Below are 20919 nucleotides of genomic sequence, written 5' to 3'. Positions count from 1 at the left end.
CCTCTCATGGCTTGCTGATGCCAGGCATCTCGCCTTTAACTCTTCTTTTTTGACATGACCAAGTGCAGTTGCAATTTCTCCGCCACATCAGGATTTTTGACAACATGAGTAAAACCATTGCTATCCGTGATGCCCAGTTCCGCCTCTCCTGACTGACGAATTATTTTGTATTTCTGATTTATCAATGGCTGGCCCGTATGCTCATCAAGAATTTGGTATTTATTATCAAACTTGGCATCGGGCATCGAATTAAACATCTGACCCAAACTCGTTCCGCCGCTCCAATCATGGCTCGCCCCCTTGAAGCTGACGGTGCCCGGCGCGTGCAACTCGATCTTGCCGCCCTTGATGCGCACATAAGCGCCGCCGCTGGTCAGCAGGATTTCCTGTTTGCCGTTGAACTGGATTTTCTGTTTGACCGAGGTAATGGTCACATCCTTATCCGCCGTCAGCTCCATCGCATCGCTCTGCGCCTGCACCTGCACTTTGCCCTTGGCGGCGATCAACTTCAGCGCCACCTTGTCTTTCACCCCGGCCACGAACAGGCTGATGTGCTGGCCCACGTTGTGAATCCAGCGTCGTCCCGTGGTGTGGTTGGCGTCGCGCTGGGCGACCAGGTTCAGGTTGGTCCCGGCGGAGACGGTTTGGCTTTGTTCGGTCAGGGAGGCGATGCCGGCCGGGCCGGACAGGATCAGCAGCGGCTGTTGGCCGGCTTGTTCTTTCGCGGTTTTGCCGTCTTTGTCGGTGTTGCTGCCGGCTTCCCAGGCTTTGAGCGCGTCGACGTGGTGCTGCAGGTGCCCATCTGGCTTTTTGCCGGTTTTGGCGTTGTCCGGGCCGATTTCGTCGGGGCCGGTTTCCATGGTGTCGGCGAGCTGCCCGCTGGCGGTTTCGGCCAGCGCTTGGCTGAGCGACAGCGCCGCGTCGAGTTGGGATTGGGCGTGTTCGCGCGCCAGCTGTTTGCCGCCGGCGCCGTTCTGCGCTTCGGTGGACAGCAGCAGGCCGTGGGCGGCGCGGATGGCGCCGTGCTGGTCGGTGCGCAGCTCGAAACCATCGCCGCGCGGCTGGGCTTTGCCGTGGCTGCGCGGATGGGTGAGGAAGCCCTGATTCAGCTGGGTCTTGCCGGATTCGCTGGATAGTTTGGCGCGCACTTCGCCGGGGGTGTCGTCGAACAGCAGCTCGTTGTAGCCGCCGCCCTGGTGTTCTTTCGATTTGATGCCGGACAGCGTTTTGTTGGCGGGCAGCGCGCCGGCGCCGCTGAAGTCCGGCGTCGGGTGGCTGCCGTTGTACAGCACGCCAGTGATCACGGGGCGGTCAATGTCGCCTTCGATGAAGTCGACCAGCACTTCCTGGCCGATGCGCGGGATGAACTGGTGGCCGAAGCCGGCGCCGGCGCTGGGCATGGCCACGCGCAGCCAGCAGCTGGATTTGTCGTCGAGGTTGGCGCCGAACTGGGCATGTTCCTGCGGCCGTTGCCAGTGGAACTGCACCTTGATGCGGCCTTGGGCGTCGGTGTAGATCTCGTCGGCGGCTTGGTCCGTCGGTTCGGCCGGGCCGACCACGGTGGCGGTTTGCACGCCGAGCGAGGTGGGTTTGGCCTGCGCGGTGTGGGCGTAGGCCGGGGTTAGCGGGATGCCGCGGCGCTGGGCCTGGATGCGGGTGGTGAAGGGGCTCTCGCTCGCGGCGAGACGCCCCCTCTCCCCCTGCCCCTCTCCCGCGAGGGGAGAGGGGAGGAAACGACCCTTGCCAGCGCCGTTCTCTTGCAAAGCGGCGTCGGTGGCGAGCCCTGCCGCCAGCAGGCCCGGCGCGGCCAGGCTCAGTTGCTGGGCCAGGTCGGCCGGCAGGTTGTTGCGGGCGTGAAGGGTTTGGCCGGTGACGACGAATTCGCGGTCTTGCGCGCTGTCGGTTTCGTGCGCCGGGTGGTCGTCCAGGCGGAACCACTGGCCGGCGGTCAGGCCGCGCAGGGTGCCGCCGCCTTCAAATTGTTTGGCTTGCAGGTCGTAAGCCTGCTGCCGCAGCTGGGCGTAGCGGGAGAGCGGTTCGGCGCCGCCGGCGTAATACAGGCCTTGCGGGTCGTAGTCCTGCAGGGTGGATTGCAGCGCGGCGCCATCCTGGCCTTGCTCGATGCGGCTTTGATCGCCCACCTGCTGGGTGGACACCGGCTGGTAGTCGAAAGTGGCCAGCGCCACCTGGCCGGGCACGATCTGGCGCGCGGCCTGCCAGTCGGTCAGGCCGTCTTCTTCCTCGGTGGCGTCGGCGCGGTGGAAACGCGCGCGCTCGATCTGGGCCGGCGGCAGGCTGTAGACGTCGTCGAACACCACCAGCTTGACCTGGGGCGCGTCGCCGTCCACATGCTCGAAGCGCCAGGCGTAACCCTCTTCGTGCATCAGTCGCACGATGAAGTCGTAGTCGCTCTCGCGGTATTGCAGGCAGTAGCTGCGCGCATCGGCCTGGCCCACTTGCAGCGCCAGCGCCTGGCCGCGGGCGAAGGCGGGGTTGGCCTGCTGATGCTCGGTCAGGATCTGCTCGATGATCTGCGGGACGGTCAGGTCCTGGAATACGCGCGAAGTGCGGCGGTGGCGCAGCAGGGCGAACGGCGGTTCGATGGTCAGCGCGTACTTGGCGAAGCCGCCGTCCGCGCCTTCCAGCTTGGCCTGGCTGACCACGCCGCAGCGGATGGACTCGCCGCCCTGGGCGTCCTCGATGCCGATGCGGGCCGGCAGGCCAAGCAGGGTCTTCAGTTCGATGGCGCCGTCCGGCGACAGGCAGCGGACGGTGAAGCGATACGGCCGGGACACCCCTTCCTCGCCGTCCAATGCCAGCGGCAGCAGCTGTTCGGCGGCGATGCTGCCGGCGCCGAGCGACAGCGTGAGCTGGCGGCGGTCCTGGGTGAAGGCGGAGGCGAAGCTGGCAAGGAGGGTGCTGAGGTCCATGGCTTTAGGGCAAATCCATCAAGATACGTGACGAGAGCCGTATTCGCCGCCCGCTCTCCTTGCCGCCCTTGCGGCAAAGAGTCTGCGGACGGCAGACTGACATATTGCGATTATTAGCGGACAACCAGGCGCACGGCATGCAGCGAGCGCTCAGTGTCGTAGCGCATCACGATGCGGCTGGAGGGCACGCCGGCTTCCACCAGATATTCGCGCACGGCGACGGCGCGGGTTTGAGCGGCGGCTTTGGCGTTGCCGATGTCGCGGCGGTAGCAATGGCCGCGCACCAGGATGGATTTGGCGGTTTTCAGCTTGGGCACCAGCAGATCCAGCTGGGCCTCGCCCACCGGGCTGAGCTTGGCGCTCATCTTGTCGAACGGAATCAGGGTTGCGTCGGCGGCGTAGTTGGCGGCGGCCTGCTTGGCGATCAGCACTTTGGGATCATTGGCAGCGGCCTGGGTGGCTTTGGCAGCCTGGCTTGCGGCTGGCTCCGTTTTCTTGGGCGTAGCGCAGGCGGCGCAGAGCGCGGAAACAAGCACGGCGGTCAACAAACGTTTCATGACAGATTTTCCCACTTGACTAAAAAAAGGCATAAAACCCGCCCGAAGGCGGGCGGGTCGTCATTCCATGGTTGGAATTAGGCGATGGTCTTGTTGGCGGTGAGGTCCCAACCCGCGCTGACGTTGCCGCCGCCTTGGCCGTCGGCACGCTTCTGCTGGGTGTAGGTCCACTTGATCTTGCCGTAGCTGAAGCTCACTTTTTCAGACGGGAAGCCGGTGTCGTTGGCGGAACCTTGCGGCTCAACCTTGGAAACCAGAACTTGCTCCATCTTCACTTCCATGTACTTCAGCTTGTCGCCGCCGGAACGGCACAGCTCGATGGTGATTTCCTTGATGTGCTTACCCGTGCAGCAAGCTTCGTAGATCTTCGGGCTGGCTTTGTCCAGGAAGTGGGTGATTTCAAACATGCTGTGGTTCACGCGCTCGGCGGTGGCGCCACCAGCGGTGCTGGCGGAAACCTGGGCCGGCTGCTCCAGCTTGTGGTTGAAGGACTGGATTTCGATCCAGTCTTTGTGCTTGTCGTCACCGCTTTCGCCCGGAATGCCATCAATCTTCAGGAATGCATCAAAAGCCATTAGTACTTCTCCTTAACAAGGTTCAAAAATGGGGGAGGCTTCCCCCCTAGCGAGCAATGCGTTAGCCGGCCGGTTGCGGCAACTCGGCCACCAGACGCAGAGAAATGGTCAGCTCATCCAGCTGGAAGTGCGGACGCAGGAAGGCGGCGGCGCGATAGACGCCGGGCTTGCCCGGCACTTCCACCACGTCCACGCGCGCTTCGCGCAACGGGTATTTCGCCTTGGCCTCCTGGCTGGCGGAGTCGTCCAGCAGCACGTACTGCGACAGCCAAGTGTTCAGGTAGTCCTGCACGTTCTGGCGCGAGGCGAAGCTGCCGATCTTGTCGCGCATGATGGATTTCATGTAATGCGCGATGCGGGACACGGCGAAGATGTAAGGCAGCTGCGTGGACAGACGCGCGTTGGCGTTGGCCGAGTCCGTGTTGTAGGTCTTGGCCTTTTGCGCAGACTGGCCGCCGAAGAAGGCCGCGTAGTCGGTGTTCTTGCAGTGCACCAGCGAGATAAAGCCCAGATCGGACAGCAGCTTTTCCGTGCGGTCGGTAATGGCGACTTCGGTCGGACACTTCAGCGCCACTTCGCCGTCGTCGGTCTTGAAGGTGTGAGCCGGCAGGCCTTCCACCAGGCCGCCGCCCTCCACGCCGCGGATGGCGGCCAGCCAGCCATACTGGGCGAAGGCGTCGGTCAGACGCGCGGCGAAGGCGTAAGCCGCGTTGGTCCACAGATATTTGTCGTGGTTGCTGCCGTCGACGTTTTCCTCGAAGTCAAACGCCTCCACCGGCACGTTGTCGCGGCCGTACGGCAGGCGGCCCAGGACGTGCGGCAGCACCAGGCCGACATACCGAGAGTCTTCCGATTCGCGGAAAGATTTCCACTTGGCATACTCGACGGTGTCAAAAATCTTGCTCAGGTCGCGCGGCTTGCCGATATCGGCGAAGGTTTCCAGGCCAAACAGGCCCGGCGCGGCCGATGAGATCAGCGGCGCATGGGCGGAAGCGGCCACGTGCGACAGCTCTTCCATCAGGTAGAAGTCTTCCGGATGGCGGGTGAATTCGTAGTCGCCCACCAGGGCGCCATAAGGCGCGCCGCCGAAAGTGCCGTATTCTTCTTCGTAGATTTTCTTGAACAGCGCGCTCTGGTCGAACTCGGCGGCGGACTTGAAGTCCTTGACCAGGTCCTTCTTGGACGCGTTCAGCACCTTGATCTTCAGCTGGGTGCCGGTCTCAGACTGCATCACCAGATAGTTCAGGCCGCGCCAGGACGCTTCCAGTTTCTGGAAGTCGGCATGGTGCATCACATTGTTCAGCTGGTCGGAGATCAGCTGGTCGATCTCGGCGATGCGCGCGTCTATGCTGGCCGACAGGTCGCGCGAGACGGTGACGCTGCCTTGCAATACCTGGTCCACCAGTTCGCCGATCAAGTCGCGGGTGTGGCTCTTTTCGCTCTCATTGGAGGCAATGCGGCTCTGCTCGATGATGTTGTCGAGCAGGCTGGAGGCATCGGCGGCGGCCGGAGCGGCCTGTTGTTGCAGTTCCGCGCTCACTGTTCGCCTCCTTCCTGCTTGCCGGCTTGCTGGCCGATCTGGCGCAGCTTCTCGGTGTCGCGCACCACTTCGTCGAGCAGCTCTTCCAGCTTGTCGTTGCCGGACAGCTTGTTGCGCAGGTCGGCCAGGCGGGTGCGCGCCTCCAGCAGCTGATTCAGCGGCTCGATCTGGCGCACCACGTTTTGCGGTTCGAAGTCGGACAGGCTCTGGAACTCCAGTTCCACGCCCAGCTGGCTGCCGTCGTCCTTCAGCGCGTTGTCCACCTTCATCGCCAGGCGCGGGGCCATGCCCTTCAGCACTTCGTCGAAGTTGTCGCGGTCGATCTGGACGAACTTGCGCTCCTTCATCTTCGGCAGCGGTTCCTTGCTGTGGCCGGAATAGTCGCCCAGCACGCCCAGCACGAAGGGCAGTTCCTTGGTTTCGATCGCGTCGCCGATCTCCACGTCATAGGTGATCTGCACGCGCGGCGGGCGGACCCTCGACAGTTTTTTCTGAGTGCTCTCTTTACCCATGGCTCATCTCTAGAATGTTCAAAAAAAGTTCAAAACGACTACGCGATGTTGCGCGACAAACTGGCCAGCACGCCGCGCAACTGCGCCAGCGACAGGCCGGGATCGTTCAGCTGGCGGCCCAAGACATAGGCTGCCTCCGCGTAAGCTTGATGACTGCGCCACGGCGCCTTGGCGTCGTCCACGTCCACCACGTGCTTGGGGTCGAGCGCCGCGCCCCAGCATTGCGCCGCGATCGGCTCGTTCAGCCCGGCCGGCAGCAGCGCCAGCACATGGCCTTCCGGACGGCGCAGGATCAGGCATTGCTCCAGCTCGCCGTTGCCGTCGGTCGCGGCGTGATACAGCGCCAGCCAGGTGACGGCGGCCAGCACGTTTTCCCCCTCCACCGCCGGCAGCGGCAGGAAGTAGGCTTGCACCGGCAGGCTGTCGCGGAATTTCTTCAGCAGCCGGTGATGGAACACAAAGGCCAGCAGCACCGTTTCCAGGTCGCCGCGGCCGCCGGCAGCCAGGCTATGCGCCAGGCTGGAGGCCGGCGTCACCGCCAGATGCTTTTCCAGCAGTTGCTGCGCCAGTTCGATGTCCGCGACGGACGAGGCGCCAAAGCGCAGCTGCTCTTCCAAAAACTGTTTGCAGGCGAGCATCTCCACCGAGTTGTCGATGGCGCTGGCCAGCTGGTCTTTCAGCCCGGTGAAGAACAACTCATTGGCCAGCAGCAGAATGGCCGTCGGCGGCAGGGCCGGGTCCAGCGCCACCAGCGAGGCCGCCACCAAGGGGTAGTTGCGGCCGCCCTCGTCGCGGCTGGGCTGGATCACGCCCAGCGACAGCCATTGCTGGTCGCGCGTTTTCAGCACAAACGAGGTGGGCGGCATCGCCAGATAGCGCCGCGTGGCCTCCTCGCCCGCCTCCAGCCGCTGTAGGCTTTGCGCCAAGAGCTGGTCCAGCTGCATCGCCGCCGGGTGGGTGGCGTTGACGCGGACAAAGTCCGCGCGCCGGGGCAGCTTGCCGAAGATGCAGAATTGCGGAGGCACCTCCTGCGCGCGCTTGAAATTGAACGCCATGACCTTCTTCTCCATTACAACGTCACGCGTTCAGGCAACGTCAGTTTGTAAAGCCGATTCAACTGCAGCGGGTTCACGCCGCCCAGCATGCGGAAATTGAAACGCACGGTCTGGCCCTCGGCGCCGCTGCCCTTGGGCAGGGTCCAGACCAGTTGGGCCGTTCCCTCCGCGCCGTCCTGATTGACCTTGGCGCTGGCCAGCAGGCGCATCAGGCCCATGCGGCCGTGCTGGTTGCCCACCACGGTGCTCGCGCCGGCGTAGTTCACCACCTGGATGCGCGCGCCGCCGTCGCCGGCATTGCCCGGCCAGTTGAACGGCTGCCACGGCTGCGGGCCGTTGCGGTAGCGCAATTCCTGGCCGTCTATGCTCAGCACGATCTCCGACAGGCCGGGCGTCGGCGTCGGCTGCAACTCGAAGCGGCTGTTCTCGCCGTCCTGCAGCTGGCTGCTGGCCAGCGCGCTCAGCCGGCTGACGCTGTTCAGGAATTCAGGATTGAAGCGGACGCCCTGGCTGCCCCAGGCGCGCGGCACCAGGTTGTCGCCCTGCTTCTGCACCAGGCCGGTCAGGTATTTGTTGATGAACTTGTCCAGCGTGCCGTCGTTGGCCTTGACGAAGCGGTTGATTTCCGCGACGGAGGCGCTGGTGCTGGAGTCGCTGAACGGATACTTGCCGGCCAGCTGCTTCCATTGCGGCAGCACCTCGTTGGCCCAGGCCTGGTTGATGTCCTGCGCCACCGGTCCCAGCAGCGCGCCGTAGGACTGGGTCAGCGGACGCACCAGCATGGGACGCACCATCTCGATGGTGTCGGCGCCGGCGCCGGCCAGCAGGGTGTTGTCGACATAGGATTGGGTATCGCCGAGCTCCGAGCCGGAACCGTTCAGCGTGGCCTGCAGCGCGGCGCGCGCCTGCGGCCCCGGTTGATCGGTGGTGGCGATGGCCGCCATCTTCATCTTCAGCTTGCCCAGTTGGTCCAGGTAGCCGTTGATCGGCGCGTTGTCGCCCTTCACCAGCGCGGCCACGCCGGCAAAGTGCGCGCCCACTACGCCATATTGCTTTTCAACCTTGGCCTCCGGCTGGCTGTCGCCGCTCTTGAAGAATTCCGTGGTTTTCTCCAGCACGGAGCGCTTGGCGGTTTCCAGCGAACGGTTCAGCTCGGACGGGTTGTCCCAGGACGTTTCCTGCGCCGCGCGCGCCAGGATCAGCTTGATCGGCGAGTTCTGCTTGTCGGACAAACGCGTCATGGCCGAGGCGGACTGCGCCGGATTGGTGATGTCGCGCACTACCACGCCGGCCAGGAACTTGTGCCAGGCGGCGATGTACTGGGCGCGGTACAGCGCCTCCAGCGCGGCGCGGTTTTTCTCCACGTTGCCGTCCTTGCCCAGGTCATCCTGGGTGCTGGACGCCAGCACCCAGTCGTCGCTGCGTATCGTGCCCTTGCTGGCATCGTCGATGGCGGCGCGCACATAGCTGTTCCACGCCTCGCGGGTGTAAGCGCCTTCCACCATCTGGCTGCTGGCCATGATGTCCATGTCGCGGTTGTCCAGGATGCGAGCCACGGTCAGCGGCGCGAAGCGGGTATTGGCGCGCGCCTTGATCTCGTTGAACACGCGTTCCTGCGCGGACAGCTGCTTGAACGAGCCGCGCAGCACTTCGCGCGCGTCCGTCACCACCTTGGGATCGTTGTCGATCAGCGGCAGGTCCGCTTCCTTGATCTGGCTGATGTAGAAGGCCAGCACCTGCTCGGCCAGACCCATCACTTCGCTCACCGGATATTCGCCGCGCTGGCTCTCCAGCCACGGGCGCCAGTAGCGCGGCAGCTGGTCGGCCAGATGCGCCTCTTCCATGCGCTTGGGATCGTGCAGCATCAGATAGGTTTTCAGCGCGTTGTAGGCCACATCCAGTTGCGGCTGTTTCTGCTCGTCGCCGGCAAGGGCCGGCGCGGACGGGTCCAGTTTGCCCGCCGTGGCGCGCTGCGGCAGCTCCAGCCAGCCCAGCTGGATATTGGGCAGGCCATGGCGCTTGGCCTTGGGCTTGACCGGCTTCGGCTCCGGCTTGGCCTCGGGCTTGGGCGCCTCGATGACTTTCGCCGGCTGCACCGCGCCGGGCTTCAAAGCCGCCAACGTGGTTTCCAGGTTCTTCTGCACCGGCTGCAGCATCACGTCCTTCACGCCGGCAAAATAAGCCTTGCGCAGATTGCGCTCCAGCGCCTCGCCCTGGTACAGGCCCAGGCCGACCTGCCACGGCGCGCCGTTGCGCCGGTACGATTGCAACTGCTCGATCCGGCGCTGCAGGATCAGCAGGCTGTTCAGCCGATCATACAGCTGGCCCGAAGCCGCCAGTTTCTGTGACTGGACGCGCTCCGCGCTGACTTGGGCGATCATCCGCTGGTTGCCGATATAGGACCAGGTCCACAGCCCGGCCACGACGGCCAGACTCAGCACGCCGGCCACCATGCCCGCCAGGCGCAGGCGGCTGCCGCCGGGCTTGGTTTGCTGGAAGATCAGATGTTGGTCCGGGAACAGCACCTCGCGGAACAGGCCGCGCAGGAAGTAGCTGTAGGAAGCCGGCGTCTGGTTCTTGTCCAGGCTGGACGAGGACAGGTCGAACTGGCCCTGCACGCGGCCGGCGGTCACGATGCGCGGCACGCCTTCCTGCAAGGCGCTGGTGAAATAGAAGCCGCGCAGCAGCGGACGGGAATGGTACGGGTCTTCTTCAAACAGGATGCGAACGAACTTGACCACCGCCTCCTGCAAACCATGGAATTCGATCGGGAAGGCGAAGTGCGCGGACTTCACCGCGTCGCCGCGCGCGCCCACCAGCTTTTCTTCGCCCATCTGCACCAAGCCGCGGTACAGCTGCTCGAACTGCTTGGACACCACGGCGGCGGCGTCAAAACCGGTGCCCTGGTCGGCGGACAGCGTGGCGCCCCAGACGCGGGAACGCTCCTCCTCGCCCGCTTCGGCGAAAAACTGGGAGAAGCCGCCCAGCAGGTCCAGCTTGGTGAATACCAGGTAAATCGGCACCATCAGGCCGAAGGTGTTGCACACCTCGTGGATGCGCTCGCGCACCTGGCGGGCGTACAACACGAAGCCCTCGCTATTGTGCTGCGCCAATTCCGGCAGGCTGATGGCCACCATGATGCCGTTGACCGGCGCCTTGGCGCGGTATTTCTTAAGCAGCTTGAGGAAGGCCAGCCATTCGCCGCGGTCCTCGCTCTCCGTGGCGTAGCGGCCGGCGGTGTCCAGCAGCACGCCCTCGGTGGAGAAGAACCAGTCGCAGTTGCGGGTGCCGCCTATGCCCTGGATGCCGCTCTTGTCGCTGAACGGGAAGCTCAGGCCGGACTGCAGGATGGCCGAGCTCTTGCCGGCCGCCGGGTGGCCGAGCTCTTGCCGGCCGCCGGGTGGCCGATGATCATGTACCACGGCAGCTCGTACAACGCCGCGCTGCCGCGGGCGTTGCCGATATTGGATTTTTTCAGCGTGTCGATGGCGCCCAGCAAACGCTGGCGCAACAGCGTCACTTCCGCGCGCTTGTCGGCGCTGGCGTTGATCACCGCATCATCCGCCTGGCGGCGCAGCATGCCTTCCAGCATGCCGCCTGCGCGCTTGGCCAACGCCTGGCCGATCAGCAAAGCGACGACCCAGACCATCATGACCGCCACGATCCAGCCCAGGCGCGACTCCAGCGACTGCAAGCCCAGCCATGGCCCTACCCACCAGATCAGCGCGATCAGGATCAGAAACCCGATCGCCGAAGCAATTTTGGCATTGCGTAGCCAACCCTTGTTAGACACCAAATCACCTTCCCCTAGGAACTTTTAAAACAATTCATTGCTTGGCGCGCCGCGCCAACAGCGCGCGCAGCGAACCGGCCCGCTCGATGTGGCCGTAATCGCGGAAACTGAAATCGCCGCCCCAGCCCAAACCTTGGGCCTTGGCTTCCTCGCCCAGCGCCGTGTAGGCCTGCATCGCCCACTCATCGCGCTCGGAAATCACCACCTTGCCGTTGCGCACCGGCGCCAGGTCGGCGGCCAGGCCATACTGGTGCTTGCTCTCGCCGCCCTTGGCCTGCGTCACCTTGACGCTGCCGCCCGCCAGGTGGTTTTGCCGATCGGCGCTGCGGTAACCCTCCAGCAACACCATCGGGAATCCACGCGTCTTCATGCGCTCCATCACGCGGAGCACGTCCTGCACAAAGGCCTGATCCATATGGCCCCAGTCCCGGTCGGCCTTATCCAACGCCAACTGGGGCCTCTCCGCCACTGCGTCGCGGAACACCTCGGCGGCCACCGGCGGCGGCGGGACCAGCTTTTCCTCAGTCAGCGCCTGCCGTATCTGATTGCCGTTTGCATAACTTTGCGGTTGCAGCTGTGAATCTTGGTGATACCCGGCAAAGTGCAGCGTAATTACAACAACCAAGCTGACCAATCCCAACGACAACAGCGGCAGCAGCCATGGCATCGCCCTGCCCCACCACTCCGCAAGCAAGTCATACCCCCCCTTGAGACGACGAAAAATAGGGGGATGCGCCGGGTTTATTTCCACCGGCTCGCAGGTCATATTCAGGGGATTTGCAATCGACGACTGCTCTACGCGAAGCCTTGCTCCGCCAAGGAAAAACCGCCAACCCAGCCACAGCAAAAGCAGTACGACGCAAACCACCGCAAGCGGCGCCAAAACCATCATGGAAAAATTTATACGAAAGATTGATGTGAATCCGAATAACGCGATATGCTTGATTTGTTTTGCGAAGAAGTCAAGCCCCCATATTAAAATGCCAAACGGGCAATATGGCGAGGCCATGATTAATTTGCATCTGACATTCTTATTTCCAACCCCTACTTTCCTGGCTCAGATTGTATGAATCACAACACCTTCTGGCACAAATTCATTCTTCTTCCATTGGCCGCGGCATTAGCATTGCTCAATGGCTGCGCCGGCCCGAAGAATATCACCCTGGCAAGCGAGGCAAGCCCGAGGCTGAACCTGGACAGGCAAGGCAAACCCTTGTCCGTACAGGTTCAGGTGTACCAACTCAAAAGCGACCAGGCCTTCAAACTGCTGACACCTGACCTTTTGGCCAGTGGCAAACCAATTCAAGACATGCTGGGGTCTGATGTTTTATCGAGTCAGGACCTGACCTTTTTGCCAGGTGACAAAAAAGAGTTGGATTTAACCATTCTGGAGAATGCCAATTATGTTGGCGTGATCGCCTTCTTTCGCCAGCCCAATTCTCATTTCTGGCGCTTGCTTTATGACGCGGGAAGAGTGCGCAGCAAAGACCTTAAATTCAAAGTTGGCGAGTGCTATTTAAAGGCCATAAAACCTGAATCCATCGCCCTGCCGGATCAACCGAACAGCGGCAAAATAGAATGCCCCGGCACCGGTCAATAATCACAATGGCATTATTAAAAATCGCACGCTAAGGTTTATTTCGCAATGCTTCATGCAAATAGAATTTTATGGGGCGAGGGCATGTTTCTTCGCCCTCAGCATTTCCAGCAACAAGCCCTGTTTCAGGAGCAGACGCAATCCAGCCTGCTGCAGCTGACCCATCGCCATGCCTGGGGGGTGCATCGCCTGACCCTGGACGAGGCCGCGCTCAAAGGCGGACAGATCCGGGCTGACGAACTGGCCCTGCTGTTTCGTGACGGCACCCTGTATCAGGCTCCCAGCAATGGCCCGCTGCCGCTGAGCCGCGACCTGTCCACGCTGCCGCAGCTGGGCATCCGCACCACGCTCTACGCCTGCCTGGCCCAGTTGCAGCCTTATGGCGGCAATACCCGCAATGGCGAAGCCGGCGCCCGCCCCACCCGCTTCCACAGCGATCACGCCGAGACGGCAGACCTGTACACCCAGGCGCTACCGGCGGACCTGTCCACGCTGCAACTGGACGTGAAGCTGATGCTGGAAGAAGAAAACCGCGACGGCTACGACGCCATCGCGCTGTGCCAGCTGGAAAAGGACGCCACCGGACAATGGACCGTGGCCAAGGACTACCTGCCTCCCCTGCTGGCGATTGAAGGCTCGGCCGAAATGATGCAGATGCTGCGCCGCCTGCTGGATATCCTGCTGGTGAAGAGCCAGGCCCTGGCCGGCGCGCACCGCGAGCGCGCCAAGAGCGTGATGGAGTTCGGCTCCGCCGACATCAGCTCGTTTTGGCTGCTGCACACGGTAAACCGCAATTTCGCGCGCCTGCGCCACCTGTCGCAGTGTCAGCCCCTGCACCCGGAAGAGCTGTACATGGCGCTGGCGGAGTTCTGCGGCGAGCTGCAAACCTTCACCACGCTCTACACGCTGTCCGACATCCCGGCCTATCGCCATGACAAGCTGCACGAGGTGTTCCCGCCGCTGGACCTGCAAATCCGCGAGCTGCTGGAAACCGTGGTCTCCGCGCGCTACAAGGTGATCCCGCTGCACTCGCCGCGCCCATCCTTCCACATCGGCCGCCTGGAAAGCGACCGCCTGCTGGAAAACGTGGACTTCTACCTATCGGTGCAAAGCGATCTGCCGGCCGCCCAGATCATCGAGAGCGTGCCGCTCAAGCTGAAAATCGGCGCCCCGGACGATGTGGAACGCATCCTTAACTCCGCCATGCGCGGCGTCAGCCTGGACTACACCGCCCAAACCCCGTCCGCCATTCCGGTTCGCGTGGGCAATCACTATTTCGCCTTTGAGCCGCACAGCGAGATCTACAGCCGCATGCTGCAATCGCGCAGCGTCTGCATCTACGTGCCGCAAACCCTGGCCAATATTTCAATAGAACTGATCGCGGTCTTCCGCTAACACACCATGAACACAACCCTGACCCAAACCGCGGAACGCGTCATCGACGTCGCCGCGCCCTCCGCTCCCAATCTGCGAGAAATGCTGGAGGACGGCATTTATCTGCTGTTCCTGCTGAAGGAAGGCAACGCGCCCAGCAGCGCGGTGGAGTTCAACCGCCGCGTGGACCATTTCCTGAGCCAGTTCGAGCGCAACGCGCGCAACTTCGGCAAGGACGCCAGTGCCATCGGCCACGCCAAGTATGCGTTTTGCGCGCTGATGGACGAAATCATCCTGTCTTCGGACTTCGCCTTGCGCGACGAATGGGAACGCATGCCGCTGCAGCTGCGCCTGTTCGGCGAGCACCTGGCCGGCGAAGGCTTCTTCAATCGCCTGGAACAGCTGCGCGACAATCCTGCCGCCCACGTGGAAGCGCTGGAAGTGTTCTATACCTGCCTGCTGCTGGGCTTCCAGGGCAAATACCTGTTGGAGGGCCAGGAGAAGCTGGGCTATCTGGTGCACAAGCTGGGCCAGGAAATCCAGCAAGTGCGCGGCGGCAAGGCTGACTTCGCCCCGCACTGGCAGCTGCCGCAACGCTTCCAGGCCTATGTGCGGCACGAGCTGCCGCTGTGGCTGTATTTCGCGCTGCTGGCCGTGGCCGGCGCCGGCATCTTCGTCGCCTTCCGCTGGATGCTGGGCCGCCAGGCGGCCGCCGTGTTCGGGCTATGAGCGGCAATCGCCACGCGCAGATCCTGCCATCGGTGCTGGACCGGCTGCTGGACGACGAGCCGGATCAGAGCCACATCGAATCCATCAGCCTGTTTGAACTGGCCCAGTTCAAACGGGCGCTGGCGCGCGATTTGGAAGCCCTGCTCAATACCCGGTTGATGCCACTGGACGCGCTGGACCCCTTCCCCCACGTCCGCGACAGCCTGCTCAGCTACGGCATCCCGGACCTGTCCGGCATCAGCCTGCTCAATCCGGACGACCGGGAGCTGCTGCGCGAACAGCTGCGCCGCTCCATCGAGCTGCACGAGCCCCGACTGTCGCGCGTGCGCGTCAGCCTGGACGCGCCGCGCGAGATGGAACGCCACCTGCGCTTCCGCGTGGACGCGGTGCTCAAGGTGCATCCGCACAAACCGCCGGTGACATTCGACGCCACGCTGCAGCTTTCCTCCAACGTTTACAAAGTACAGGGCTAAACCGCCCGCTCAAAACATCATGGACCTCAGCACCCTCCTTGCCAGCTTCGCCTCCGCCTTCACCCAGGACCGCCGCCGAACAGCTGCCGCCGCTGGCATTGGACGGCGAGGAAGGGGTGTCCCGGCCGTATCGCTTCACCGTCCGCTGCCTGTCGCCGGACGGCGCCATCGAGCTGAAGACCCTGCTTGGCCTGCCGGCCCGCATCGGCATCGAGGACGCCCAGGGCGGCGAGTCCATCCGCTGCGGCGTGGTCAGCCAGGCCAAGCTGGAAGGCGCGGACGGCGGCTTCGCCAAGTACGCGCTGACCATCGAACCGCCGTTCGCCCTGCTGCGCCACCGCCGCACTTCGCGCGTGTTCCAGGACCTGACCGTTCCGCAGATCATCGAGCAGATCCTGACCGAGCATCAGCAAGCCAACCCCGCCTTCGCCCGCGGCCAGGCGCTGGCGCTGCAAGTGGGCCAGGCCGATGCGCGCAGCTACTGCCTGCAATACCGCGAGAGCGACTACGACTTCATCGTGCGACTGATGCACGAAGAGGGTTACGCCTGGCGCTTCGAGCATGTGGACGGCGACGCGCCCCAGGTCAAGCTGGTGGTGTTCGACGACGTCTACAGCCTGCCGCCGGCCCAGATCGAGCGCGCGCGTTTCCACCGCGCCGACGCCACCGAGGAAGAAGACGGCCTGACCGACTGGCAGGCCGCGCGCCAGATCGTGCCCGGCCAGGTGGCGCTGGCCACTTTCGACTACCAGCCGGTGTCCACCCAGCAGGTGGGCGATCAAAGCCGCATCGAGCAAGGCCAGGATGGCGCCGCGCTGCAATCCACCCTGCAGGACTACGACCCGCAAGGCCTGTATTACGCCGGCGGCGCCGAACCGCTCTCCCGCTACGCCCAGCTGCGGCAGCAGGCTTACGACCTGCAAGCCAAACAATTTGAAGGCGGCGGCACCCTGCGCGGCCTGACCGCCGGCCAGTGGTTCCGCCTGGACGACCACCCGGCGCACGAAACCGACAGCGCGCAAGACCGCGAATTCGTCGTCACCGGCCAAACCCTTCACGCCCGCAACAACCTGCCGGCCGACCTGGCCCAGCAACTGAGCCTGGCCGCGCCGGGCCTGCTGGCGGCAGGGCTCGCCACCGACGCCGCTTTGCAAGAGAACGGCGCTGGCAAGGGTCGTTTCCTCCCCTCTCCCCTCGCGGGAGAGGGGCAGGGGGAGAGGGGGCGTCTCGCCGCGAGCGAGAGCCCCTTCACCACCCGCATCCAGGCCCAGCGCCGCGGCATCCCGCTAACCCCGGCCTACGCCCACACCGCGCAGGCCAAACCCACCTCGCTCGGCGTGCAAACCGCCACCGTGGTCGGCCCGGCCGAACCGACGGACCAAGCCGCCGACGAGATCTACACCGACGCCCAAGGCCGCATCAAGGTGCAGTTCCACTGGCAACGGCCGCAGGAACATGCCCAGTTCGGCGCCAACCTCGACGACAAATCCAGCTGCTGGCTGCGCGTGGCCATGCCCAGCGCCGGCGCCGGCTTCGGCCACCAGTTCATCCCGCGCATCGGCCAGGAAGTGCTGGTCGACTTCATCGAAGGCGACATTGACCGCCCCGTGATCACTGGCGTGCTGTACAACGGCAGCCACCCGACGCCGGACTTCAGCGGCGCCGGCGCGCTGCCCGCCAACAAAACGCTGTCCGGCATCAAATCGAAAGAACACCAGGGCGGCGGCTACAACGAGCTGCTGTTCGACGACACCCCCGGCGAAGTGCGCGCCAAACTATCCAGCGAATCCGGCAAGACCCAGCTGAATCAGGGCTTCCTCACCCATCCGCGCAGCCACGGCAAAGCCCAGCCGCGCGGCGATGGTTTCGAGCTGCGCACCGACCAGCACGGCGCCATCCGCGCCGCCCACGGCCTGCTGCTGTCCACCGAAGCGCAGAACGGCGCCGGCGGCAAACAGCTGGCGCGCGAACACGCCCAATCCCAACTCGACGCGGCGCTGTCGCTCAGCCAAGCGCTGGCCGAAACCGCCAGCGGGCAGCTCGCCGACACCATGGAAACCGGCCCCGACGAAATCGGCCCGGACAACGCCAAAACCGGCAAAAAGCCAGATGGGCACCTGCAGCACCACGTCGACGCGCTCAAAGCCTGGGAAGCCGGCAGCAACACCGACAAAGACGGCAAAACCGCGAAAGAACAAGCCGGCCAACAGCCGCTGCTGATCCTGTCCGGCCCGGCCGGCATCGCCTCCCTGACCGAACAAAGCCAAACCGTCTCTGCAGGGACCAACCTCAACCTGGTCGCCCAGCGCGACGCCAACCACACCACGGGCCGGCGCTGGCTGCACAACGTGGGCCAGCACATCAGCCTGTTCGTGGCCGGGGTGAAAGACAAGGTGGCGCTGAAGCTGATCGCCGCCAAGGGCAAAGTGCAGGTGCAGGCGCAGAGCGACGCGATGGAGCTGACGGCGGATAAGGATGTCACCATCACCTCATGCAAGGACAAGATTATCGTCCACGCCGGCGACGAAATCTTGCTGACCGCCGGCGGCGCCTACATTCGCATCAAGGGCGGCAATATCGAGGTCCATGCCCCCGGCAAAGTAACGGTAAAGGGCGCCAGCCATACACTCGATGGCCCAGCCTGCATGGATTGGTCACAACCGCAGTACAAAAAGATCGTCTGCACCGAGCAGATCGATGCCCAGTTGCTAACTGAGGCGCATCCCGAGTTCAGCGGCAAAAAATACGTCTACTACTCCGCCGATACCGGCAAGAAAATCGCGTCCGGCACGCTGAACAGCAGCGGCATGACCGACCGCCTCCATCTGCCCGGCGTCAACAACATCAAGACTCTGATCGGGTCCGGTGAATGGGAAATCCTGTAATGAACCATCGCTATGCTTTTATCGCCATCGCTACGCTGGCGCTGTCTACTCCCCCCGCCGACGCTGCCAACCAGGCGGAAGACGTTTCGGTCAACCTGGGCTGGAACATGCTGCAGCTTCATGCCAGCCAGACGCTGGCAGGCTCGACGCCGGTGCAATATTCGGCGAAGAACCTGTTCGACCCCAGCCCGGCCAAGGCCTGGGTTTTCCACGGAGAGCCGATATCCCGCGACTCTGAACAGATCGCCAATCCGGCAACACTGACACTGACGCTGATGAAGCCGAGCTCGCTGTTCGCCGTCGCGCTGACGCCGGGCTACGCCAAATCGGCGGCTACCCAGTTCCAGAACGCTTCGCCGAAGAGTGTCACCATCAGCCTGTACCGGTCGCATGAGGACAAGCCGTTCGAAACGCGCCGCTTCGCCCTCAGCTACCATGCGCGCGAATATTCGCTGCCGCAGTTGCAGCGGGAGCTGAAAACGGTGGCCTTCAGCAATCAGTCCGACGACAAGATCACTGGCAAATCGGACAATGCGCTGAACTCGGCAGAACGCCTGCTGCTGGTCAATGCTGGCGGTGCCCAAATCGCCAAACTAGAGCTGAAGATTTCCGCCATCGAGCCGGGAGCGAAATTTACGGATGTCGCCGTCAGCAAGCTCCGGCTGCTAGACCGACAAGCAGACCAGAGCAGCGCCGAATTCCGACTGGCCCGCTTCATCACGCGCAATCTGGACAAGGCCTCCAAGCAGCTAGTGGGAGCCTCGCACTGCTTGGTTTACACCGAGGAAAACCCCTGGCCCCTGCTAAGCAATCACGCCTGTACCAGCCAGGCCGCGAAATTGCAGCAAGGTCAGGCCGACCAGGGCGTCGACGATGTCATCCTGAGCCGAAAGGACCCGGCAAGCCGGCAATACCAGGTTCCATTCGCAATCGCACTACGCGATGCGCAAGCCAGCGGCACTGGAAACAACAGACGGCTACGTCTGTCAGCGGCCGACGTGGCGAACAATGAGCTGATTCTCGGCAAGAATGCCGGAGGTCAGTTGCAGGCGCTGTCTGGTCTGGCGCTGACCCAAGCGTTTCTCGCCAATCGGACTGACGGCTTCGACAAAGCCTATCTTCAGCCCCAAGCCAGCCCCTACTTCTTCTTCGCCTACGCCCGCCCGCAGTTCACACCCTACAAGGACGGCTACCAGCTGAGCATCTACGGCCCAGCCGGCCATCAGGAGGCGCAATGGGCAACCAAGTAGAAAAGTACAAGGACTTCGACTTCGGCAAATACAGCGAAGAACAAAAGTACGATATCCTGCATCGGCTGTTCGAACATCATGCCGCCGCCAACGGCAAGAACAATGTCGACGGCTTTGCATTCGAGACCGCCAATAGTCGAGTCAATCTGATAGGCGCGCGCGGCTTCGACCACGGCAAGGTAGTCAAAGACAGCAACAAGGTCTTCGACGACACGCTGTTCGTCGTCTATAAGGATGAGTCTGGGCAGAAAAAAGTCGCCGAGTTCGAATTCAACACTGAACCCTATAGTAAACAGAACGGCCAGCTGGCAGGCCGGGTGCTGATCAATGGCCTGTATCAGTACCGGCTAGGCAATCACAAGATATCGTCCTACCACGACCATGCCAGCCTCGCAGAAATGCAGAGGACACACCATTTCGCCCAGCGCCACAACTACCGAGCACTAAGGATAGTCAAGGGACTAGCCTTCCGTGCCCAAAACACTGGCAGCTCCAAGGCTCCGACATATGAATTCAGCCCGGACCAGCCCAACGCTCCATCAACAACCTACGAGCACAACATTCACTACGGTGGCGAAGGCCCGAACAACCGCACCAGCAATTGGAGCGAAGGCTGCCAAACGGTAAAGGGCCTGGATAACTACATTCGACTGTTGAAAATCTTGGAGCAAGATTACAGCTTGGCCGGTACCGTCAATAACGAGTTAGTCGCAAAACCGGCAACTGATGGAAAACGCGCCGTGGTCTACGCGCTGCTGGATGGTCACCAGATCGCAGACGAGACCAAAATCCAGGTTAAATTTCTTGATCGCATTCTTCAACCGATGATCGATGTCTGGTATGAAATCCGTCACGGCGACCAGACCATCACCGGGAAAACCGACCAAGATGGCGACACCGGTGCGCTATATGGCCACGATCCCAAGAACAAGATCAGCGTAAAGGTGAAGGGGCCGGTAGGTGATGCCAAGAAGCTACCATCTGTGCAGGCAGAAGAGAGCGTGTTTCACAAATACCTATGCGTGATAAGCCCAAAAATATTGTGCGATGGCATGTCACGGCCGGATTCAGATCATCACGAACCAGATATTGACCATACTCAATCTAAGACACATAAACACCATAACAAAAAGCGCAAACCCGTATCCAAAGTTGAAGTACCAAAGGATAGAAACCCTTTGGAAATGCCAATCCCGGATGAAGAGTTCGAGGATTGTAATGCACTGAGTCAGGATCAAATCACTAAGATTATTACAGCCAATAATCCAGTGTTAGTTGAAAGCTACAAAGCTGATGTGCTCGTTTTCAAGGCAGCGCAAAACTACAAGCTGAACCCAAAGGTTCTACTAGCAACAATGAAACAAGAACAAGGCTGGGCCAAAAGGGGCGGTTACAATAAATTAATGGGAGTAGGGCCAGGCGGTGCACCTTCATCAATGGGCATTGCCGAATCTATTGAAAAGTCTGCAAAAATATATCGAAAAAATTTGATGAAGGAAAAAATAAAATAGTCTCATTTCCAATAAATTACGACCCAGAATCCGCCGAGGAAAATGCTGTTGGAAAAAACGGCGTAAAAATAAGCAAAGAAGATTCAAATGAAATGAAGAAGGGATATTTATACACTGCTCGAACTGCATCTGAATATG

General features: G+C 62.3%; 15 protein-coding genes and 1 pseudogene. 7 read left to right on the top strand and 9 right to left on the bottom strand.

Annotated features, from left to right (window positions below):
* Positions 1-35: 35 nt before the first annotated feature.
* From FYK34_RS04505 to FYK34_RS20820, 9 genes are all read right to left on the bottom strand, one after another.
* Positions 36-2930 (bottom strand): type VI secretion system Vgr family protein, encoded by a 2895-nt coding sequence (locus FYK34_RS04505; protein WP_149295253.1) that lies wholly within the window; start codon positions 2928-2930, stop codon positions 36-38.
* Between the two features lie 113 nt (positions 2931-3043).
* Positions 3044-3487: an OmpA family protein gene (locus tag FYK34_RS04500; RefSeq protein ID WP_168209644.1), complete on the bottom strand. Its 444-nt coding sequence runs from the start codon at positions 3485-3487 to the stop codon at positions 3044-3046.
* A 77-nt stretch (positions 3488-3564) separates the two neighbouring features.
* Positions 3565-4062 carry an Hcp family type VI secretion system effector gene (locus FYK34_RS04495; protein ID WP_149295251.1) on the bottom strand — a complete coding sequence of 166 codons (498 nt, stop codon included), beginning with the start codon at positions 4060-4062 and terminating at the stop codon, positions 3565-3567.
* Positions 4063-4123: 61 nt separating this feature from the next.
* Positions 4124-5602, bottom strand: coding sequence for a type VI secretion system contractile sheath large subunit (gene tssC / locus FYK34_RS04490; RefSeq protein WP_149295250.1), 1479 nt, complete (start codon positions 5600-5602; stop codon positions 4124-4126).
* Positions 5599-6114: a type VI secretion system contractile sheath small subunit gene (gene tssB, locus FYK34_RS04485; protein WP_149295249.1), complete on the bottom strand. Its 516-nt coding sequence runs from the start codon at positions 6112-6114 to the stop codon at positions 5599-5601. The genes tssC and tssB overlap by 4 nt, the downstream gene beginning before the upstream one ends.
* A gap of 38 nt (positions 6115-6152) precedes the next feature.
* Positions 6153-7169 (bottom strand): type VI secretion system-associated protein TagF, encoded by a 1017-nt coding sequence (gene tagF / locus FYK34_RS04480; RefSeq protein WP_149295248.1) that lies wholly within the window; start codon positions 7167-7169, stop codon positions 6153-6155.
* Positions 7170-7183: 14 nt separating this feature from the next.
* Positions 7184-10591 (bottom strand): type VI secretion system membrane subunit TssM, encoded by a 3408-nt coding sequence (locus tag FYK34_RS04475; RefSeq protein WP_231137372.1) that lies wholly within the window; start codon positions 10589-10591, stop codon positions 7184-7186.
* Positions 10501-10962, bottom strand: a complete 462-nt coding sequence (locus tag FYK34_RS20825; protein ID WP_231137371.1) for a hypothetical protein — start codon at positions 10960-10962, stop codon at positions 10501-10503. Before FYK34_RS20825 ends, FYK34_RS04475 begins: the two co-directional genes overlap by 91 nt.
* Positions 10963-10996: 34 nt before the next feature.
* Positions 10997-11971, bottom strand: a complete 975-nt coding sequence (locus FYK34_RS20820; RefSeq protein ID WP_231137370.1) for a M15 family metallopeptidase — start codon at positions 11969-11971, stop codon at positions 10997-10999.
* Between the two features lie 57 nt (positions 11972-12028).
* Here FYK34_RS20820 and tssJ point away from each other — a divergent pair, with 57 nt between their 5' ends.
* From tssJ to FYK34_RS04430, 7 genes and pseudogenes are all read left to right on the top strand, one after another.
* The gene (tssJ, locus tag FYK34_RS04465) at positions 12029-12562 is read left to right on the top strand and encodes a type VI secretion system lipoprotein TssJ (RefSeq protein WP_149295247.1); all 534 of its coding nucleotides are present in this window, start codon (positions 12029-12031) and stop codon (positions 12560-12562) included.
* Positions 12563-12607: 45 nt separating this feature from the next.
* Positions 12608-13954 (top strand): type VI secretion system baseplate subunit TssK, encoded by a 1347-nt coding sequence (gene tssK / locus FYK34_RS04460; RefSeq protein ID WP_149295246.1) that lies wholly within the window; start codon positions 12608-12610, stop codon positions 13952-13954.
* Positions 13955-13960: 6 nt separating this feature from the next.
* Positions 13961-14662, top strand: coding sequence for a type IVB secretion system protein IcmH/DotU (gene icmH / locus FYK34_RS04455; protein ID WP_149295245.1), 702 nt, complete (start codon positions 13961-13963; stop codon positions 14660-14662).
* The gene (gene tssE / locus FYK34_RS04450) at positions 14659-15135 is read left to right on the top strand and encodes a type VI secretion system baseplate subunit TssE (RefSeq protein WP_149295244.1); all 477 of its coding nucleotides are present in this window, start codon (positions 14659-14661) and stop codon (positions 15133-15135) included. Before icmH ends, tssE begins: the two co-directional genes overlap by 4 nt.
* Positions 15136-15154: 19 nt before the next feature.
* Positions 15155-18020 (top strand): annotated as a pseudogene (locus tag FYK34_RS20815) (type VI secretion system Vgr family protein).
* On the top strand, positions 18020-19270 hold the full coding sequence (locus FYK34_RS04435) for a hypothetical protein (protein ID WP_149295243.1): 1251 nt from the start codon (positions 18020-18022) through the stop codon (positions 19268-19270). Before FYK34_RS20815 ends, FYK34_RS04435 begins: the two are co-directional and overlap by 1 nt.
* Complete coding sequence (locus FYK34_RS04430) at positions 19255-20781, top strand: hypothetical protein (RefSeq protein ID WP_149295242.1); 1527 nt, start codon at positions 19255-19257, stop codon at positions 20779-20781. Before FYK34_RS04435 ends, FYK34_RS04430 begins: the two co-directional genes overlap by 16 nt.
* The last annotated feature ends 138 nt before the right edge of the window (positions 20782-20919 follow it).

It is taken from the genome of Chromobacterium paludis (genome assembly GCF_008275125.1).
Lineage (GTDB): Bacteria > Pseudomonadota > Gammaproteobacteria > Burkholderiales > Chromobacteriaceae > Chromobacterium > Chromobacterium paludis.
This window is presented reverse-complemented; position numbering and strand designations above follow the sequence as displayed.

Coding starts and splice junctions, on each gene's coding strand:
- FYK34_RS04505 (WP_149295253.1), bottom strand. CDS start 2,930: ATGGACCTCAGCACCCTCCTTGCCAGCTTCGCCTCCGCCTTCACCCAG.
- FYK34_RS04500 (WP_168209644.1), bottom strand. CDS start 3,487: ATGAAACGTTTGTTGACCGCCGTGCTTGTTTCCGCGCTCTGCGCCGCC.
- FYK34_RS04495 (WP_149295251.1), bottom strand. CDS start 4,062: ATGGCTTTTGATGCATTCCTGAAGATTGATGGCATTCCGGGCGAAAGC.
- tssB (WP_149295249.1), bottom strand. CDS start 6,114: ATGGGTAAAGAGAGCACTCAGAAAAAACTGTCGAGGGTCCGCCCGCCG.
- tagF (WP_149295248.1), bottom strand. CDS start 7,169: ATGGCGTTCAATTTCAAGCGCGCGCAGGAGGTGCCTCCGCAATTCTGC.
- FYK34_RS20820 (WP_231137370.1), bottom strand. CDS start 11,971: ATGGCCTCGCCATATTGCCCGTTTGGCATTTTAATATGGGGGCTTGAC.
- tssJ (WP_149295247.1), top strand. CDS start 12,029: ATGAATCACAACACCTTCTGGCACAAATTCATTCTTCTTCCATTGGCC.
- tssK (WP_149295246.1), top strand. CDS start 12,608: ATGCTTCATGCAAATAGAATTTTATGGGGCGAGGGCATGTTTCTTCGC.
- icmH (WP_149295245.1), top strand. CDS start 13,961: ATGAACACAACCCTGACCCAAACCGCGGAACGCGTCATCGACGTCGCC.
- tssE (WP_149295244.1), top strand. CDS start 14,659: ATGAGCGGCAATCGCCACGCGCAGATCCTGCCATCGGTGCTGGACCGG.
- FYK34_RS04435 (WP_149295243.1), top strand. CDS start 18,020: ATGAACCATCGCTATGCTTTTATCGCCATCGCTACGCTGGCGCTGTCT.
- FYK34_RS04430 (WP_149295242.1), top strand. CDS start 19,255: ATGGGCAACCAAGTAGAAAAGTACAAGGACTTCGACTTCGGCAAATAC.